Source organism: Mucilaginibacter sp. PAMB04274, assembly GCF_039634385.2.
Classification (GTDB): Bacteria; Bacteroidota; Bacteroidia; order Sphingobacteriales; family Sphingobacteriaceae; genus Mucilaginibacter.
In genome coordinates, this window is sequence record NZ_CP155081.2 from 2,910,951 (window position 1) to 2,928,284 (window position 17,334).

The 17,334-nt window shown below is 43.3% G+C and carries 9 protein-coding genes; all 9 read right to left on the minus strand.

What is annotated here, in order from left to right; genetic code table 11:
- Positions 1 to 2: 2 nt before the first annotated feature.
- Entirely contained in the window at positions 3 to 1,763 is a 1,761-nt protein-coding gene (locus tag ABDD95_RS12205; protein WP_345947607.1) for a DUF4998 domain-containing protein, read from the minus strand.
- A 16-nt stretch (positions 1,764 to 1,779) separates the two neighbouring features.
- The gene (locus tag ABDD95_RS12210) at positions 1,780 to 3,267 is read right to left on the minus strand and encodes a hypothetical protein (RefSeq protein ID WP_352432903.1); all 1,488 of its coding nucleotides are present in this window, start codon (positions 3,265 to 3,267) and stop codon (positions 1,780 to 1,782) included.
- Between the two features lie 60 nt (positions 3,268 to 3,327).
- Positions 3,328 to 4,815, minus strand: a complete 1,488-nt coding sequence (locus ABDD95_RS12215; RefSeq protein WP_345947609.1) for a hypothetical protein — start codon at positions 4,813 to 4,815, stop codon at positions 3,328 to 3,330.
- A gap of 31 nt (positions 4,816 to 4,846) precedes the next feature.
- A complete protein-coding gene (locus ABDD95_RS12220) occupies positions 4,847 to 6,541 on the minus strand; it encodes a RagB/SusD family nutrient uptake outer membrane protein (RefSeq protein WP_345947610.1) in 1,695 nt (564 codons plus the stop codon).
- A 19-nt stretch (positions 6,542 to 6,560) separates the two neighbouring features.
- Entirely contained in the window at positions 6,561 to 9,638 is a 3,078-nt protein-coding gene (locus tag ABDD95_RS12225) for a TonB-dependent receptor (RefSeq protein WP_345947611.1), read from the minus strand.
- Positions 9,639 to 9,675: 37 nt separating this feature from the next.
- Positions 9,676 to 11,367, minus strand: a complete 1,692-nt coding sequence (locus tag ABDD95_RS12230) for a RagB/SusD family nutrient uptake outer membrane protein (RefSeq protein WP_345947612.1) — start codon at positions 11,365 to 11,367, stop codon at positions 9,676 to 9,678.
- Between the two features lie 13 nt (positions 11,368 to 11,380).
- Positions 11,381 to 14,188 (minus strand): SusC/RagA family TonB-linked outer membrane protein, encoded by a 2,808-nt coding sequence (locus ABDD95_RS12235; RefSeq protein WP_345947613.1) that lies wholly within the window; start codon positions 14,186 to 14,188, stop codon positions 11,381 to 11,383.
- 363 nt (positions 14,189 to 14,551) lie between these two features.
- The gene (locus ABDD95_RS12240) at positions 14,552 to 16,018 is read right to left on the minus strand and encodes a glycoside hydrolase (RefSeq protein ID WP_345947614.1); all 1,467 of its coding nucleotides are present in this window, start codon (positions 16,016 to 16,018) and stop codon (positions 14,552 to 14,554) included.
- A 104-nt stretch (positions 16,019 to 16,122) separates the two neighbouring features.
- Positions 16,123 to 17,316, minus strand: a complete 1,194-nt coding sequence (locus ABDD95_RS12245; RefSeq protein WP_345947615.1) for a glycoside hydrolase family 88 protein — start codon at positions 17,314 to 17,316, stop codon at positions 16,123 to 16,125.
- Positions 17,317 to 17,334: the final 18 nt, after the last annotated feature.

Sequence of the window (17,334 nt, forward strand, 5' to 3'; positions counted from 1 at the left end):
TTCTAATTAGCACTGTATTTTTTAGCATCAAATAATGCTTTCTGCACACCATAATATGCCGGTTTCCGGTTATAGCTCTCGTCGTATAAAAGCGGATACTGCCCAAAACGCCATCCTGGATCGTTGTTATCTCTTACACCCCAAAGTGAAATCAAGCTAACGCCGGCTTCAACTGCGGCTTTAACAGCATTGTAGTAATCAGTCTTTTGTTGGTCGGCAAGGGCAAGGGTCCAGGGCTGTAAGGCATTATTAATTTTAGGAGCTATGATATCCAGCTCCGTTAAATGTACTTGTACATTGGTAGCTTTAAACTTCTCGATAGTTTTCTTAAACAGCTCATAACCACCGCTAATTCCACTGCCTAAGTTGTAATGCGCTTGTATGCCCACAACATCTACCGGATAGCCTTTGGCCTTTAGATGTCTCAGTAATTGGTAATACGCTTTGTGCTTGGTATAATAGGCTGATGCAGAAGTATTGTATTCAAAATCATGATCACGCAGTTCGAGCAAAGCTTGGGTCATTTGCCTGCTGTACATAAAAGCTTTACCAATAAAAACCGGATGCTTTAGGTTAATCTTATCTGTACCGGTTAAGCCCGATGCATCATCTTCCCAGCCCATGTCGTTCCATTTCATATTTACGTAGGTACCATCATTACTAAATACTTCATTGGCCACCCCCCATACATCCACTTTTGATTTGTTATCATTGGTTTCCATAAACTCCTTTACTAATCCTTTCAGAAGGCCATCCATTTCAGCGGGTGTAAAAGTTCCATTTTTAAACCAATCGGGCATGTAGCCGTTAGGACCAACTATTAGTTGTGCAAAAACCTTATTGTAATGCGCCTTACTCCAATTTATTACTGCATTAACATCGTTAAAATCCGATCCTCCATCCCGTTTCCAGCGAGTGCCTCCCCATGAGGCCTGACCAAAATTGAATTCATTGTCGCAAATTTGCTTGTATATGCCGTTTGGCGAGCCATCATTAACCACACCGTGCGTAATACCATTACCATAGCTAATTAAACTACCGAATAAGACATTCTTAGCTTTAGCTAAATCCTTCAGACTGCCCGTTACAATCGCTTCAGACCTTGTGTCAGCATAAAAAGTATCAATAGCCGTTGCCGGTATGTAAGCGGTGCGGTATTGTAATGCAGTAGCCAATTCACCAGGTTTCACATTCAATAACTTGCTGGTGTCCTTTCCCTGAGCAGCCTTTACACGCCGTTGCACGTTATTATTGTCAGTATAAATCACCTCGTTAAAAAGTTCGGCGCCTGCGCTACCCCAATAAATGGTTGCATTGCCGTTTTCATAAAATATATCCTTTATTGGCCGGTTGGCCAGGGTATGCGCATAATTTGGTCCTAACGCAGTTGCTGTAATTTTTATAGGCACTGAAGTGTTGGCCTTATTGTCGTAAGTAATTACTTCAAAACTGTAAGTACCTTCTTCAAGCGGACCGATGATCGTACTTACAGTATCGTTAGCCGAAGCAACATGAATTGGTATTTCTATGAAATTGCTACGGTTGTTCCAGTAGATTTTAGCTCTAACGGCGGCCGTGTTGGAAACGTTGAACTTTAGCTGCAGCCTTTTGTACCCAGAGTAGGCATTTACGCTGTTAGCAGCACTTATGTATTCTCTTTTATCGCTCGCATCAAACATCTCTTTATCCTTACAGGCATAAATACCTGATATAATTATACTTATGACGAGTACGCGAACTAAAGTATTATGTAATGTCTTCATTGTGATTAATTAATGGTTATAGTCCTAATGCGCCTTTCCAGGTAGTGGCTACTCTGATACCGTCAACAGTGGCACTTAAAACACCATCCGATTGCCTGATAACCACATCGTTTAAGCTGGTTGGTGCAGTGCCGGTTGCAGAAAGTATAGTTGGAGAGGCAGGCTCTACATCTGTTACAGCACCGTCTACCACATACATAGCAGTAGTTTTGGCGGCGAAATCATATTTAATGACTACCAAATAAGTGTTGTTATATTTATAACTTCCGGTGCCGTACTGAACCGTGGTGTTCTTGCCCACGCCAAACACCAGTTTCCCTGTGCCATCATCCTTAGCATAAAAACGATTAAAAAAGCCACCGGCTGCATCTCTAAGCGCAAAAAAGAAATCACCAGCACCGGCCTCAGTAACGTTGACTAACAACGCAGTATATAAGTTGCCGCTGTTTTTAGGCGCAAATGTTCGGGCAATGTCTTCTCTCGAAAAATCTCCGTGTTGAATGGTTACCGCGCCACCAATATTAGAACTGCCATAACCTGTGTACGAAAGGCCTTGAGGCACATAAATAACTGGGATTGCTGCCGGTGCAGAATAAGCTATCCAATCTCCAGTTAAACGGGCTATAAAGTCGGATGACCCACCGTAATTGAAGTTTTCATTCAGCAAAGGCACTTCGGGCACGTAAGGGATGTTACCGTCTTCAGTACCGCTTACGTTAATGCTAACATCATTCATGCCGGCTAAACTGTGCACAATGGCACCTGTAATACTTTGATTTTGGCCCGTTGCCGGGTTGAACTTCACATAAACAGTCACCGATTTGTTGTTCACGTCGGCCGTTAAAAAGGAACTATAAGTAATGTTATCGGTAGATATTTTAAAGCCGGCGGGTGCTGTAATGGAAACAACTCCACTTAAATTTTTACCAGAAAGTGTATAAGACTTTGCATCAGATAGCGTATTCACTTTAACAGAACCAAAGTTGCCAAGTGTAGCAACCGAAGTAGTCATTTCAGGCGTAACCCAGTTATTGCCTCTCATAGTTAAGGTGGTACTTAAGTTGAGATCGTTTAGCACAGCACTACCAGTGGCCGACATAATTCTGAATACTATTGTCTTGCTATCATCAAAATTATGTGCGGACTGCACAGTAAACGATGCTGTTGTAGCGCCTTGTGGTAAATCTAAAGTTATGAGTCCCTCTTTAGCAGAAGGACTGGTATTGTAAGTTGTATTAGCTGCTGTACCGCTTGCCTCAACCTTTATAACCAGGGAGCTTGCTTTATCAAGAGGACGTGCAAGTTTAACTGTTACAGGAAACGGATCTGCATTATCTTTCTCAATTATAAACGCGGTACTGCTAAAGCTTGCACGTGATGGTATTTTGAGCTCGTCCTGCTCCTTTTTTTTACACGAGCTTATTATCATGAAGCAGGTAAGCAAGCATATTCCAAACAAGGCTGTTAAACACCTGCCGGCTCGTATATTGAGTATTGTACTCATACTTTTTATCGGTTTAGATGAATGTGATCGTTTAAATTATCTGTGTCAGATACATTAATATTAAAGGCCTACGGCTTGCTTCCACGATGTGGCTACACGTATACCATCCATTGTTGTGGTTAAAACGCCGGTATTTTGTCTGATGATGATGTTGATCAGCGATGCTGGGCCAGCACCAACATTTGTAGTGGCATCAGCAACCGCAGGTTCGATTAAAGGTGGTGCAGACGACAAGATGTACAGTGACGATATGCCTGAAGCAAAGTCATATTTAGTAACCAACAGGTAGGTTTGGCCATATTCATAAGCTGCGGTTGAATAAGAAGTGGTAGCTGATGATTTTGCTATACCCAAGTTTAGCTTGCCGCCGTTATCCTTTACATAAATACGGTTGAAATAAGCCGCAGCAGGATCACGCCATGAAGTATAAAAATCTCCTGCAGCCGGGGAAGATGCAAAATTAACCAGTTGGCTTGTATACAGTACGCCGTCGCTTTGAGCCGTAAAGCTACGGCTGTAATCTTCTCTTGAGCCGGCACCATTTTCAGATATTACAGCACCGCCCTTTCCAGAGCCAACGTAACCCGGAAAGGTTAAGCCAGCGGTAATATACCTGGCCGGATTAACCCCGCCCGAGAATAAGGTCCAGTTACCATTGCTTAAATCCTTAAGATTACCGGCGGTTGAACCATATTCAAAATCATCTTTCATAATCAGCACACCTGCCGCCGCATTGCCATATTCAACGCCAATTACGTTAACTACCACGTCTGGCAGCGTGCCTGATGAATGCGTTATTGTACCTGATATACCTTGGTTGCTGCCTGTATTAGGTACAAACCTGGCGTATACCGGCACAGGGCTGGCGTTGGCTGTTGCAAACGGAATGGAAACAGTATTGGTGAATGTTATATTGTTTAAGGACACCTGGAAGTTAGCAGACGCTGTAATTGTAACATCAGCACTTAGCTTGACGCCAGAAACCGTGTACATAGACGAAGCAGAGGCTGTTGTGGTAATTACATTACCAAAACTTGGCAGGTCTGTAACCGATGTACCAATAGACGGCAGTATAATAGGCTTGCCCTTAATATTAATTACAGCAGAAGCATTCGTATTTGAAACTATGACACCACCCTTTGCAGAGGTTATTTTGAACACTAATGTCCGGTCGCCTTCAAAATTGTCGGCGGATGCCACCTGAAAGGTTGCCTCTGTAGCACCCTTTGCTAACTTCATTTCTATACCAGTGGCAGCAAGAGAGGGCGTTACAACATATTCAGAAGCGTCAGCAGTGCTGGAATTGTCTACGGTAATAACTGCCGTTGCATCCTCTTCTAAAGGTAATGACAACGGTAATCTCACGGTTAACGGCTCCAAAGCGTTGCGCTCAATCGTATAGGCGCTCTCACTAAATCTAATAGTGGCCGTATTTACGGGTACATCGAACTTGTTTTTTTGGCAGCCCGAAAAGAGTATGCAGATTAATGCTGTCATGTAAACAGTAGCATACTCAAGCTTCATCAACTTAAAGTTTTTTAAACTCATGGTTTTTAATATTTTTATGATTGGCCCTTTGTTACCAACCAGGGTTTTGAGTTAGATCAACTGATTTGTTAACTTCTGATTGCGGTATGGGCCATAAGTACCATTTCGGCGCAACAAATACCGGCGTACGTATGTCAATCCGCTCATAAGTATATCCATTGCCAACCTTTGTTATCCTCATGCCGTGCAGGGTTTTGTTCGAGATATTTTCTGCAATTTTCCAACGCCTTACGTCCCAGTAGCGGTGTTCTTCAATGGCCAGCTCAACCCTTCTTTCATTTTGGATGAGCACACGCATATCTTCTTTACTCATTCCGGCAGTTAATCCATACATACCGTCGGCACCTGCATTAATACCGGCTCGGCGACGAATGGCCACAAGTTGCGTATAGGCCGTATTGATATCACCGCTTTCGTTAGCGGCTTCGGCATAATTAAGCAGTATTTCGGCGTAACGTATTAGCGGAAAGCAACGCTCAGTGGTAGACGATGTGGCACTTGCAATAGTGTTTTCATCCAAAAATTTCCGTAAAAAATAGCCGGTTTTAGTAAGTGGAAAGCCATCCTGTGCTGCATTTACATAGGTATTTACCGGTGATATGGCTTTGTTTGTACCCAATCTCAGGCCCTGATTAAACAGTATGGTGTAATTTAATCGTGGATCGCGGTTGGCATAAGGGTCAGCCGGATTGTAAGTTGGATCGGTTGCAATAGGTTTACCATTTTTGGTTCCGAATGCATCAACTAATTCCTGGTAAGGGTAAGCACTGCCGCTGCCCGCTCTTGAAGGCGGATCCCAAATGGCCTCAAGCGTGCGGTTGTTTCCGGCCATAGCAGCTAAAATGTATTCTGTGTTTTTACGGAGCGTAAACACCTTTTGAAAGCCGTAACCAGGTGCCGGTGTAGATAATTCTAAAAGCTGATACTGGTTTAAGTTAATTACATCTAAAGCGGCCTGTGCGGCTTTATTCCAACGCTGGCCATCAAACGTTGTGTAACCCAATACACCGTCCATCTCTGGGCGGGCATTAAATAAAGGACTTGCCGCATATAATAATAGCCTCGATTTAAGCGCCAAACAAGCACCACGGGTAATACGTCCGTAGTCTAAGCCATTTTGCGTAAGCGGCAACTGGCTTGCTGCAGCGTTGCACTCCGATTCGATATAATTTACGCAAGCTTCAAAAGTTGCTCGTTTGCCTGGTACATCATCTGTTGCTTCATAAACGGCATCCCCTATCAACGGAACACCGCCATAATGTTTAAGCATGATGAAATAATACCAGGCACGCAGAAAGCGTGCCTCACCGGCCAGCTTGTTACGCAAACCTGGCGATAGTGGTGTTTCGGGCAGGTGTTTTAAAAACACATTCACCCGTCTTATATTGGCGTAGCTGGTTACCCAAGCATCGGTAGGTATGTTAATAGCACTTACTGCACCGGTTTGAAAGATAACGTTATAAGCAGTGGCTGCCAGTAAAGAGCCTTCAACCTCATCTGTTATACTGTATACTCCAACACTACTGCCAAACCTCCTAGGGTCTGCGCTAAAACCGATATCACTATAAATCCGTGTAAGGAATTGTATGGTACGCGTACTGTCAGAAAACGTTTTTTCTTCGTTCAGATCGGTTGTTTTAACCTGATCTAACACACCGCCCTTTTTACAAGAGGCTATAGCTAACACGGCAAATAGTGTAAGCAAAATCGTGTACTTATTTTTCATTTCCATAAGTTTTGAGGGGTTAAAAGCCAATCTGCAGTCCGAGGTTAAATACTTTTTGTACAGGATAAGTTCCGGCGCTGCCGTTACTGGCTACCTCCGGATCCTGAGAGTACAAGTCGAAATTTGCCCATGTAATGAGATCATATCCGCTCAGGTAAAGCCGTGCTGTGCTCACGCGTAACTTTGTTAGCCATCTTTTTGGAATAGTGTATCCCAAATCAACCGACTTTAGCCGAACGTATTTAGCATTCACCAGCCAGAACGACGAAAGGTTGGATGGACTGCTCGGGCCAGCCAAATTACTGCTTAGCCTGGGGTACGTAGCAGTTGTTGCTGTTGCAGGCGTCCACCTTCCTAAAGCCGATTCCTGCAAATTTCCCTGAAACGGTATAACACCGGCTGTTGCAATACGGTAGCTATAGTCAAAACTTCCCTGAAAGAGTACATTTACGCTAAAGCCGCCATAGCCTAAGCCAAACGTTGCACCCAGCACAGTTTGCGGAAGATTAGGTTTACCTATAGCCCTGTAATCTTGCTGGTCTATCACGCCGTCGTTGTTCATGTCTTCATATTTCAAATCGCCGGGCTGGGTATCAGCAAGGTGTGCGTAATTATTAATTTCATCCTGAGTTTGGAAGAAGCCCAACGCATTATAACCAAACCCCTGCCCTATGGGCAAACCGGTTTTAGCCAGGTATGCGTACCTTGGAGGTGCTTCGCCCTGATCGATAATCTTGTTTTTTGAGAATGAGAATGTAAATGAGGTGGAATAATCAAACTTGCCGGCTTTATCACTATACCTGATCTGTCCGTCATACCCTCTTTTTTCGGTCACAGCAGAATTGGTGTAAGGGAGTTTTACACCTATAACTTGCAATACATTTTCTCTCTGGTACAACTGATCGTACCTGCGTTCAAAGAAATAATCGGCAGTTATAGAGAGCTTGCTTCGCAAAAACTGTGCATCAAAACCGATGTCCGTTTGGCGGGCTTTTTCCCAGGTAATGTTTAGGTTACCCAACGTGCCTTCCTCTATACCTATGGCTGTGTTTGATGTTTCGCCAAAATTATATCCAGTGCCGGTTACATATATCTGCTCGGTTTTGTAAGTACGGTCACGGGTAATGTCAGATCCTACCAACCCTACAGATCCCCTGATTTTCAGAAGGTCTAAGAATTTAATGTGCTTTTTGATGAAAGGCTCTTCTGAAATATTCCACCCAACCGAAACGGCCGGAAAAAAGCCCATCGACTTATCGCCAACAAACTCGCTTGTACCGTTATATGCACCGCTAAAGTCGATCAGGTAACGTTGTTTATAGTTGTAATCGGCTCTAAAGGTTAAGCCTTGTGATGAAACAGGAGCATATTCTTGCACAGCTGTAATACCTGTGGCACTATTGTAAGATGCTGCCGTGGCTGAATTTAAATTATAAAGCACCAACCCGCTAACGCGATGGTCTCCAAAGGACCTGTTGTAGTCTAGCCGGGCAAGGGTATTAATAGTTTTGTTGGATATGCTGTTGTTAGCCGTACTAGCCAGCGTTAATGGTTCTAAACGGTATAGGCCGTTACTATGTATGGTGTAAGTGTTGTTAACCGGATTGTAATAAGACGCCGGTATATTGCTGCGATAAAGGCTCCGGTCGTAAGAAACGTCGCCAGCATATGCTATACGCCCGGTTACCGACAAACCCTTGGTTAAAAAATCGAGCTTATGGCTGGCATTCACTAATATGTTAAATTCATTGCGGTAGGTTTTATCGTAGCCCTGCAAAGCCAAACGACCAATTAAACTGGTTTCATAAAACGACGGCCTTGATCGGAATGCCCATGGATAACTGCCGTTAGGGTTCAGTAAAGGTTCGGCATAAGGCGGCAAGCGTTGAAAGCTGTATATGGTGCTTAATGGTGCCGTAGTAATGTGGGGTTCGGTTATGGTTCCGATACGGCCGCTCACGTCTAAACGTAACGTCAGATCCTTAGTGGCCTGCATATCTAAATTCGACCGGAAATTGTACCGCTGATATTTATAATTATTTTGCGGCGCATCGGTTCCCTTACTGAAATCTCTCAGCAATCCGTTTTGCGTTAATTGCCCGGCAGACAAGAAATACTTCACGCGCTCGTTCCCGCCCGAAACGTCTACGTTATTACGCATTTGGTAAGCACTATTCTTAAAAACAGCGTTGTACCAGTCTACATCGGGATGCCCGTAAGGATCGTCACCAACGCGCCAATGTTCAAGGTCTTCGTCGGTAAATTCGGTTGCAAGTCCGTCGTTTCTTAATGCCTCATTCCTTAAGAGTGCCACGCTGTAAGCATTTAGGAATTTAGGAGTGTTTACCGCCTGCTGCAGCCCTGATTCGGTATTAAAGTTTACGCGTGCTTTACCTATTTTACCCCGGCGGGTTGTAATTACCAATACGCCGTTTGCACCTTTTATACCGAACACAGCTGTGGTTGATGCATCTTTTAACACAGTGAACGATTCAATTTCATTAGCATCTAATTGCGCTACCTGGTCATAAGTGTATTCTACGTCATCAACCATAATCAGCGGCTTTTGCGATTCTGAGGACAACGAGTTTACACCTCTGATAAAAAATTCGGCCCCGGTGCGCCCTGGCTGCCCAGACCGTTGCTGAGACACAAAACCAGGCGCACGGCCGGCCAGCGTGTTCTGAATATTGGCGGTGGGTGTATTGCGAATATCAGCGGCAGATACGCTACTGGCCGCGCCTGTGTTGGTTAATTTGGTTTTGGTGCCGTAGCCTACAACTACTACATCCTCCAGGCCTTTGGCGTCGTCCTTAAGCGTTATAGTAACATTTGTACGTCCGGCTAAATTTAGCTCCTGAGTAACGTAGCCAATTGAAGTAAAGATTAATATTTTGGAATTGCCTCTTAAAGTGATTTGAAAAAGGCCACGCTCATTGGTAGTGGTACCGTTTCCTTTTGAATCTTTTTCCAATACTGTTACGCTGGGTACAGGCCCCAAATTATCTTTCACCGTTCCGCGAACGATTGTTTGTGCATATAACAGGCACGGAGACAAGCCTAATACAAGCAGAAATATTTGTAGTATTTTCTTCATATCAATATGATTTAATCATCTGTTACCAGATCATTATTTAATATCCTTCGTTTTGAGTTAGGTTAGTGTTTTTTACTACTTCGCTGTATGGTATGGCGTAGCGATACATACGGGGTGCAAAAAACTGGAAAGGTGTGTTTAGCTGTTCAACCTTATAATTCAACACATTACTAGCTTTTGTTATGCGTATGCCGTGCAGAGGCTTGTTGTATATCGATTCAGCAATTTTCCAGCGGCGTATATCCCAAAACCGCTGCTCCTCAAAAGCCATTTCAACACGGCGTTCGTTGCGAATAGTGTTGCGCATGTCCGTTACGCTCATACCCGCTGTAAGGCCGTATGTATTTTGGCCGCTACCTGCTTGTATGCCGGCCCGCCTCCTGATGTCTCTAACAAAGTTGTAAACAGAATCGGAAGCTGCGCCAGGCCCATCCACTTCGTTTTTGGCTTCGGCAAACATCAAAAGAACATCTGCGTATCTAAAAATTGGGAAATTGTGCGTTTGGTTAGAGTAAGCAGTGCTTGAGGCCAGCTCACCCAAAAACTTGCGCATATAATACCCGGTTTTGGTTTGGATTACGGAACCTCCGGGCCGGTCTCTGCCCCCATCAAAGGTTTCCACACCACGGCTTAGCCAAGGCAAGCCGTTGTAGAATACAGTTTTGTCCAGGCGTGGATCGCGGTTGGCATATGGATTTGCTGCATCATATCCGGTTAAATTTGAAGCTGATTTAATATCAGCAGTTATGGGCAAACCTTTAATTGTAGTAAAAGCGTCTACCAGTTCTTGAGTTGGGCTGGTGCGGCCCCGGCTTGTGGTACTGCCACTCACATAACCTATAGGTGCATTATTGGTCTCCAGATCGGTAGTTACATTGCGCTGGTAGGCAAGTATAACTTCACTGTTCTTCCTGGTCAGAAACACGTTCGAAAAATTGGGCTCGAGCGAAAATAGTCCAAGTCGAATCACATCAGCAGCCGCATTTTTAGCTCTACGCCAGCGAGCTATATCGTTCGACGGATTATTTAGCGGACTTGCAGCAAGCAGTAAAGCCTTTGCCTTTAGCGTAAGCGCAACGGCTTTAGTTATGCGACCGTAATCAGAAGCTGGTACAGGGTCGGCCCGCAAGCTGTCCTTTATGGCATCGCACTCACTTGCTATGTAATTGATGCACTCATCAAAACTATTTCGCGGCAATTTAAGGTCATCATCCAGTGAAAGCACCTTATCGCCAAGCAGCGGAACGCCGCCGTAACGTTTTGCGAGTTCATAATAAAATATGGCTCTCAAAAAGCGATTTTCTGCCCGCCAGTACTGGCCTTGTATAAAAATTGTCGGGTCCTTTTTAAAGTGAACCTTGTTAAAGTTCTGTACAAATAAATTGCATTTACGAATGCTGGCATAATTGGACTGCCATGAATTATCTGCGTTTGAGATTGCACTGTAACCACCGTTTGTAAACGAAGCAATGGTTGTTCCATCCTCAGTAGGCACGGCATCATCTGTGGCAGCATCAAGCACATTGCCACCAATACGGTTATAACCAGTTGGCAAATCAGCGTAAATGCTGTTTAGAAAGTAACCTGCGTTAGTGCCTAATGAGTCTTTAGAATCCCAAAGAAACTCTTCTGTTACCAGTTCAAGCGGCCTGTCTTCTAACTTTTGGCATGCAGTAAACAGTATAGCAGTACCAATTAGTGTAAACAGCGTGTTTATATACTTTGTCATGAGTCGTACGTTTTTAGAATTTGACATTCAGGCCGGCGTTAAAGGTTCTGCGAAGTGGAAAAACCGAGTTGTTGTTTTCTGGATCATTATGACCGAGCGAATCAAACGAGTAAAGGTTAAAGCCATTGGCAAAAACACGTATACTGCTTAATTTCATTTTACTGGCAAATGATACTGGCAGCGTATAGCCTAAATCAACATTTTGCAACCGCAGGTAGGCTGACGAGTGAATCCAGAATGTTGAATTACGTTGATTTAAATTATTTGCCTGCGCCGCAAGGGAAAGCCTCGGATAAGTGGCATTTGTAGCGTTAGATGGTGTCCAACGGTTTAGCTGATGCTGAAATATCTGGCCGTTGCCGCCTGTTTGAAATTCATACTCCTGGGTACCCGACAGCAGAATATCTCTGTTAGCCACACCCTGAACAGATACACTCAAGTCGAAACCTTTAATGTTAAAGCCGGTGGTTAAGCCGTAAAAAATTAAAGGCTTTTGCGTACCAATTGCAGTCTGGTCAAACTGATTAATAACACCATCATCGTTTAAGTCTCGGTACTTTAAGTCGCCCGGTACAGGCGTAAATCCGTCAACACGCGGACTAACATTAATTTCGGCCTGCGATTGGTAAAAACCATCGGCTATGTAACCAAATGTTTGCCCAACCGGCAACCCTGTGGATCTTTGATAAGCATAAGTTTGCGCTACCTCATCCTGATAAATCACCCGGTTTTTCAACAAAGACAAATTACCGCTCACAAAATACCCGAACGCCCCCTTCTTACCGTTCCATGAAACGCTGTTCTCCAAACCTGTATAACGATTTTTGCCAACATTTTCTGCCGGATAGGTTTGCCCTATAATTTGCGTAGAGGTTCCGCGCACCTGCATTAAATCGAAGTATGTGTCGTTAAAATATTCCGAAGTAAGGCTTAAATGGTTGTTAAATAAGCTCACATCTAAACCTATGTTAAGCTTATTTGCTTTTTCCCAGGTCGCATTCGGATTAGCCAGCGCTAACTCGGTGTATCCGCGGGCACTCGTAGGAGTTTGACCAAAGTAGTAAACAGCGGTTGTGCCGCCATATTCGTAGTACTGGTCGTAAATGTAATAGCCCACGTTTGAATTACCTGTACGGCCGTAACTTACCCTGGGTTTTATCGTATTTACCCATTTAACATTCTTTAAAAAATCCTCTTTTGCTATATCCCAGCCCAAGCCCATTGCGTAGAATAAACCGAAGCGACTGCCCGGTTTAAAACGGTTAAAACCCCCGTAACTTAAGGCAGATTCAGCAAAATATTTATCCTTAAAGCTGTAGGTTGCACTGCCGGCAAAGTTGGTATAAATAGCAGGCAACTGAAGATCGAGCGTGGTTGATTGCTGGTCGGCTAATACAAGCGCCTGGACTTTGTGATTGTTAAAAATCTTATCATATCCCAAGCTTAATTTGCCATAAGTGTATGTTCGGCGCGAATTGAAAGAAAACGTATTAAGTTGACTGCCATTAGTGCCTACCTCATTATATGTTTGGTTAGCCCCGTTTTGCAAGGTGTAAACCGCAAAAGTTTTTGACCGGTTGACGGTTTGATCGATAGTATTGTTGTAAGATATACTGCCTTTTATCCATAAACCCGGCAGCCATTTTTCAAGCTTTTGAGTGGCTTCGATATCTGTTGAAAGATCTCGGGTGGTGCCTTTAGTATAACCCGAATTATTTAAAAGACCCCATAAATTTTGATTGTAACGGGTGCTCCCTCCCAACGATGCGTTTTGATTGAAAATTGGATAAGCATTATTTGGTGTTGCACTTATGGCGCTATATATGGCAGATGTGGTGCTTGCCGTACCAGGCTGAGTTGCATTTTGTATACGTCCAAAAACATTGAGTGAAACATTTAAGGTTTTACTCAGATCGATACCGATGTTAGACCGAACGATATAGCGGTTAGTGTTATTATTAGTACTGTATGAGTTAACGTCTGATGTTCTTAAAAATCCATCCTCGTTTTGATAATCCAGCGCCACATAAAAGCGAGCAATATTATTGCCGTTCTGTATGTTAATGTTGTATCGGTCCAGGTATGCGTTCTTATTTAAAAACAAGTCTTTATAATTATTATCGGGATGGCCTATGGGGTCGGTTCCGTTCCTGTAGGCCAGTACGTCGGCGGCGGTGTATGTTGGTGCCAGTCCATCATTGTTACGGGCCTCGTTATATAATATGGCATAATCAGCGGCCGAAACTGTTTTGGGCAGGTTAATTAGATTTTGAACCCCATGCTGAGCAGTTGCCGATAATTTAAAAGCGGTTTGCACCGGTCTTTTGGTAGTTACAAGGATGATATTATTTGATGATCTCTGCCCGTACATTACAGTTGATAACGCGTCTTTTAACACCGTTATCGACTCGATCGATTCGGGCTCGATTGATGAGAAGTTTCGGGGAACACCATCTATTAATATGAGTGGGTTCTGCCCTCTTATCTTAAAGTCGATTATTGAGGAGGGATCATCATTATCCTGCACACCGCTACGCTGACGGGTGTATAGCCCTGAAAGTCTTCCCGGCAGGGCCTGCAAAAATGAAGGTGCCGGCGTTGTGGTCAACTGGTTGGTGTATACAGTAGCTGTTGATTGGAGCAGTTGCGATTTTTGCTGGCTTTTATTGAGCAAAGTGATCTTCTCCTGTCTTAACGAACTGTCCCGCTTACTAAAGGCCGTATCAGTTTTATTTTGTGAAAAAACAGTACCTGCCTCTGATGTTAAAATCAGTAAAAATAGCAAACGCACTATTTTTTTATATAAATAGTAGTTACGCATAAATAGGTTTAATAGGTTATGGTAAGTTTATAGGTATACCGTTACTCACAGCTATCAATGCTGGAGCAGGAAATCAATGAAAACTAAAATTTGAGGAGCTTAGCGTAGCGGGGGCTACCCATCTAAACATGTAGTAATTGGAGTAAAGCTTTTGTTCATAATTAGTTAGGTTTAATATGTTTAATTGGTTTGTTTGCAGAACTGTTTGACATGCGCTGGCTTAGTCTTCTCAGGGGCGTTGCACTGGCTTGTCAAAAACATATTTCAATAGTAGGCTTTAAAGCGCTTGTTCCAACATGACTAATCGTTCATATATACATGTTACACGATAAAAAAAAGCCGTTTTTGTGCATTTGATAAGATTTATTGTGTTTTAAGCAGTTTTATAAAGATGATATCATTATGCCTTACATTCAGTTGATGATCGAACCTACCGTTAGTTATGTTAACAGTAGCCTGTTGTACCGGTAAGCCTGCCGCCTTTTTGCTTAATTGTAACACATCGTTGCGGCTTAATTGCGCCGGCCTACCCATTTCGAGGTAGCTTGTGTAAGGGTCGTTTTGTTGGTAGCCTACTTTATAGATTTCTAGTTTATATTTTCCATTTTTAACATTGTTTACCTTTATGGTGACGCTTTGCTTTACTGCTGAAGGCTGTTCTTTGTTAAAGTAATCCTGATTAAAACTGTAACCTGTTGCCGGATGTGTGTAATCCCAAAGCAAAATTTGCAACCCTTGTGATGATTTGCACAAGTATGAACTCTGATCATCATTTTGAAGTTCGAAAGGCCCCAATTGGCTCATAAACTTGTAAGCATAATAAGACGGCTTAGCAATATTCTGCAGATTTATTAATCCGAAGCCGCCGTGAAACGGTGTTTGACCTGGACCGGCTTCCTCAAAAATATCAGTAAATGTCCAGTATGACATAGAATTGGCGTAGCCAGATGCTTTTTTGAGTACATGCAAAATGTATGCAGCATTCTGATAAGTATCGTGTATAGGATCGCGCGATGATGGCGAGGTGTTCCATTCCGTAAAATGCAGCTCAGCCTTTTTATAAGCCGATTGCCGAATCAAGTCCCGGATGCGTTGCACATCTCTGGCGATGGTATCGCGCATACTTTTAAGCTGTTGCTTTTTAGTGCCCATTTCATCCAATACGGATGTAGTGCCATAGTCGTGTGTTGATATAAAATCAACAGGAAGTTGATTGGCATCACAAAAGGTTGAAAATTCGGCAACCCATTTTGTTGCAGATGTAGCAGGGCCGCCCACACGATATACTGGAGATATACTTTTGACTGCTTTAGCTGTGTGCGTATAAAGCTCAAAATAGTCTGCCTGCGTTCCATCAAAAAAGCCCCGTAAGTCGGGCTCGTTCCAAACTTCGAAATACCATTTCTTTACTTCCGCCTCGCCATAGCGTTCTTGCCAGTGTGTAACCAAACTGGCAATAAGCGCATCCCACTTGGCGTAGTCTTTAGGTTTACTTACATTAGCTTTCCACCAAAATATAGTTTTTGTGCCCGATGCCAGATCAGCAGGCATAAAGCCAAACTCTACAAAAGGTCTTATGTTTATGCTCAACAAATAATCAAACAGCTTGTCAATGTATTGCCAGTTATAGATAACCTTCCCTGTTTTGTCCTCAGCATAAACGCGCATATCATCGTGCAATAATCCGTGAAAACGGATATATTTAAACTGAATGTCTTTTTGCACCCTGGCTAGTTGTTGTTGCCAATCGGCGCGCAAGCCTTCATTTGCCCTGCCGGCACCTATGCACTCATTGAATACCGTGCTCGTATTCCCTGCCAAGCGGTTCATATCTGCTTTTATATAGCGTTTCTGAAGCGGTTGCGACAAAGCTATATTCAAAAAAAGCAGGAATGTACAACACAGTCCTGCTTTTTTATTTAAGATTACTTTAATCATTTCTTACCTAAGTTTTTGTATCTCAGCATGGCTTCTACAAAATAATAATCGGCATAGGTTAAAGGCACATCAATCATGGCGCCTTTAGGCAAATGACCAACACTATGCTTTAGTATAAACCCTCCGTTTTCGCCCGGTGCAGCTTTAAATTTATCGCTCGAAAGCGTACGGATAATCGTTTCGGCCACGTTGATATACTTTTTGGCGTTAACAGCGTCAACATATCCGGCCAGCTCAATTAAAGCTGAAGCATAAATGGCTCCGGCCGATGCGTCGCGATAGGCGTTAGGAATATCGGGAGCGTTAAAATCCCAATACGGCACCTTATCGGCAGGAAGATTGCGATGGCTTAGTATAAAGTTTGCTATATTTTTTGCCTGGTTTAAATACTTCTTATCCTTAGTTTCCCGATACATCATAGTAAACCCATACAATCCCCAGCCTTGGCCGCGCGCCCATGCTGAGCTATCTGCATAGCCTTGTACGGTTTGCTTTTTGTTGATACCGCCTGTTTCGGGGTTGTAATTAACCAGGTGATACGAGCTGTAATCGGGCCGAAAATGGTTTTTCATAGTCGTGTTAGCATGGCTTATTGCTATTTTAGCATACGATGAATCGCCGCTTACCTTGGTTGCCCACATCAATAACTCCAGGTTCATCATGTTGTCAATAATCACTCTAAACTCACCAGGTTTCGAACTCCATGACATGGTGCATCCTACTTTTGGATTAAAGCGTTTAGACAAACTTTGAGCACTGGTGAGCAATACGTCTTTATATGCCGCGCTTGGCTTAATCTGGTTAGCATTGCCAAAGCTGCAGTACATCATAAAGCCAATATCATGCGAATCGATAGTTTTCATAGGCTCCATAACTGGAAGCTTTTCCAATCCGGCAGTATACATAGCCGGCTCCTGGGTGCCTTTGTACAAATAGAACATAGTACCAGGGTAAAAGCCGCTTACCCAGTTTTTGGCCGAAGTGCTTTTAGACCTATTGTTTTGAAATGTTTCGGGCAGGCTGTCCTTTGGCACGTTTGTCATCAACACTTTGTACTGGGCGTTGGCATCTTTTAAATTTTTATCTATGAGCTTCACAAGGTCGGCTTTTGGTTTTAAGGCAACCGTTTGTGCCTGCAAGTGAAAGCTATAAGCCGCAATAGCAGCAGTAATTAATATTTTTAGTTTCATAATATATAGGGTTATTGG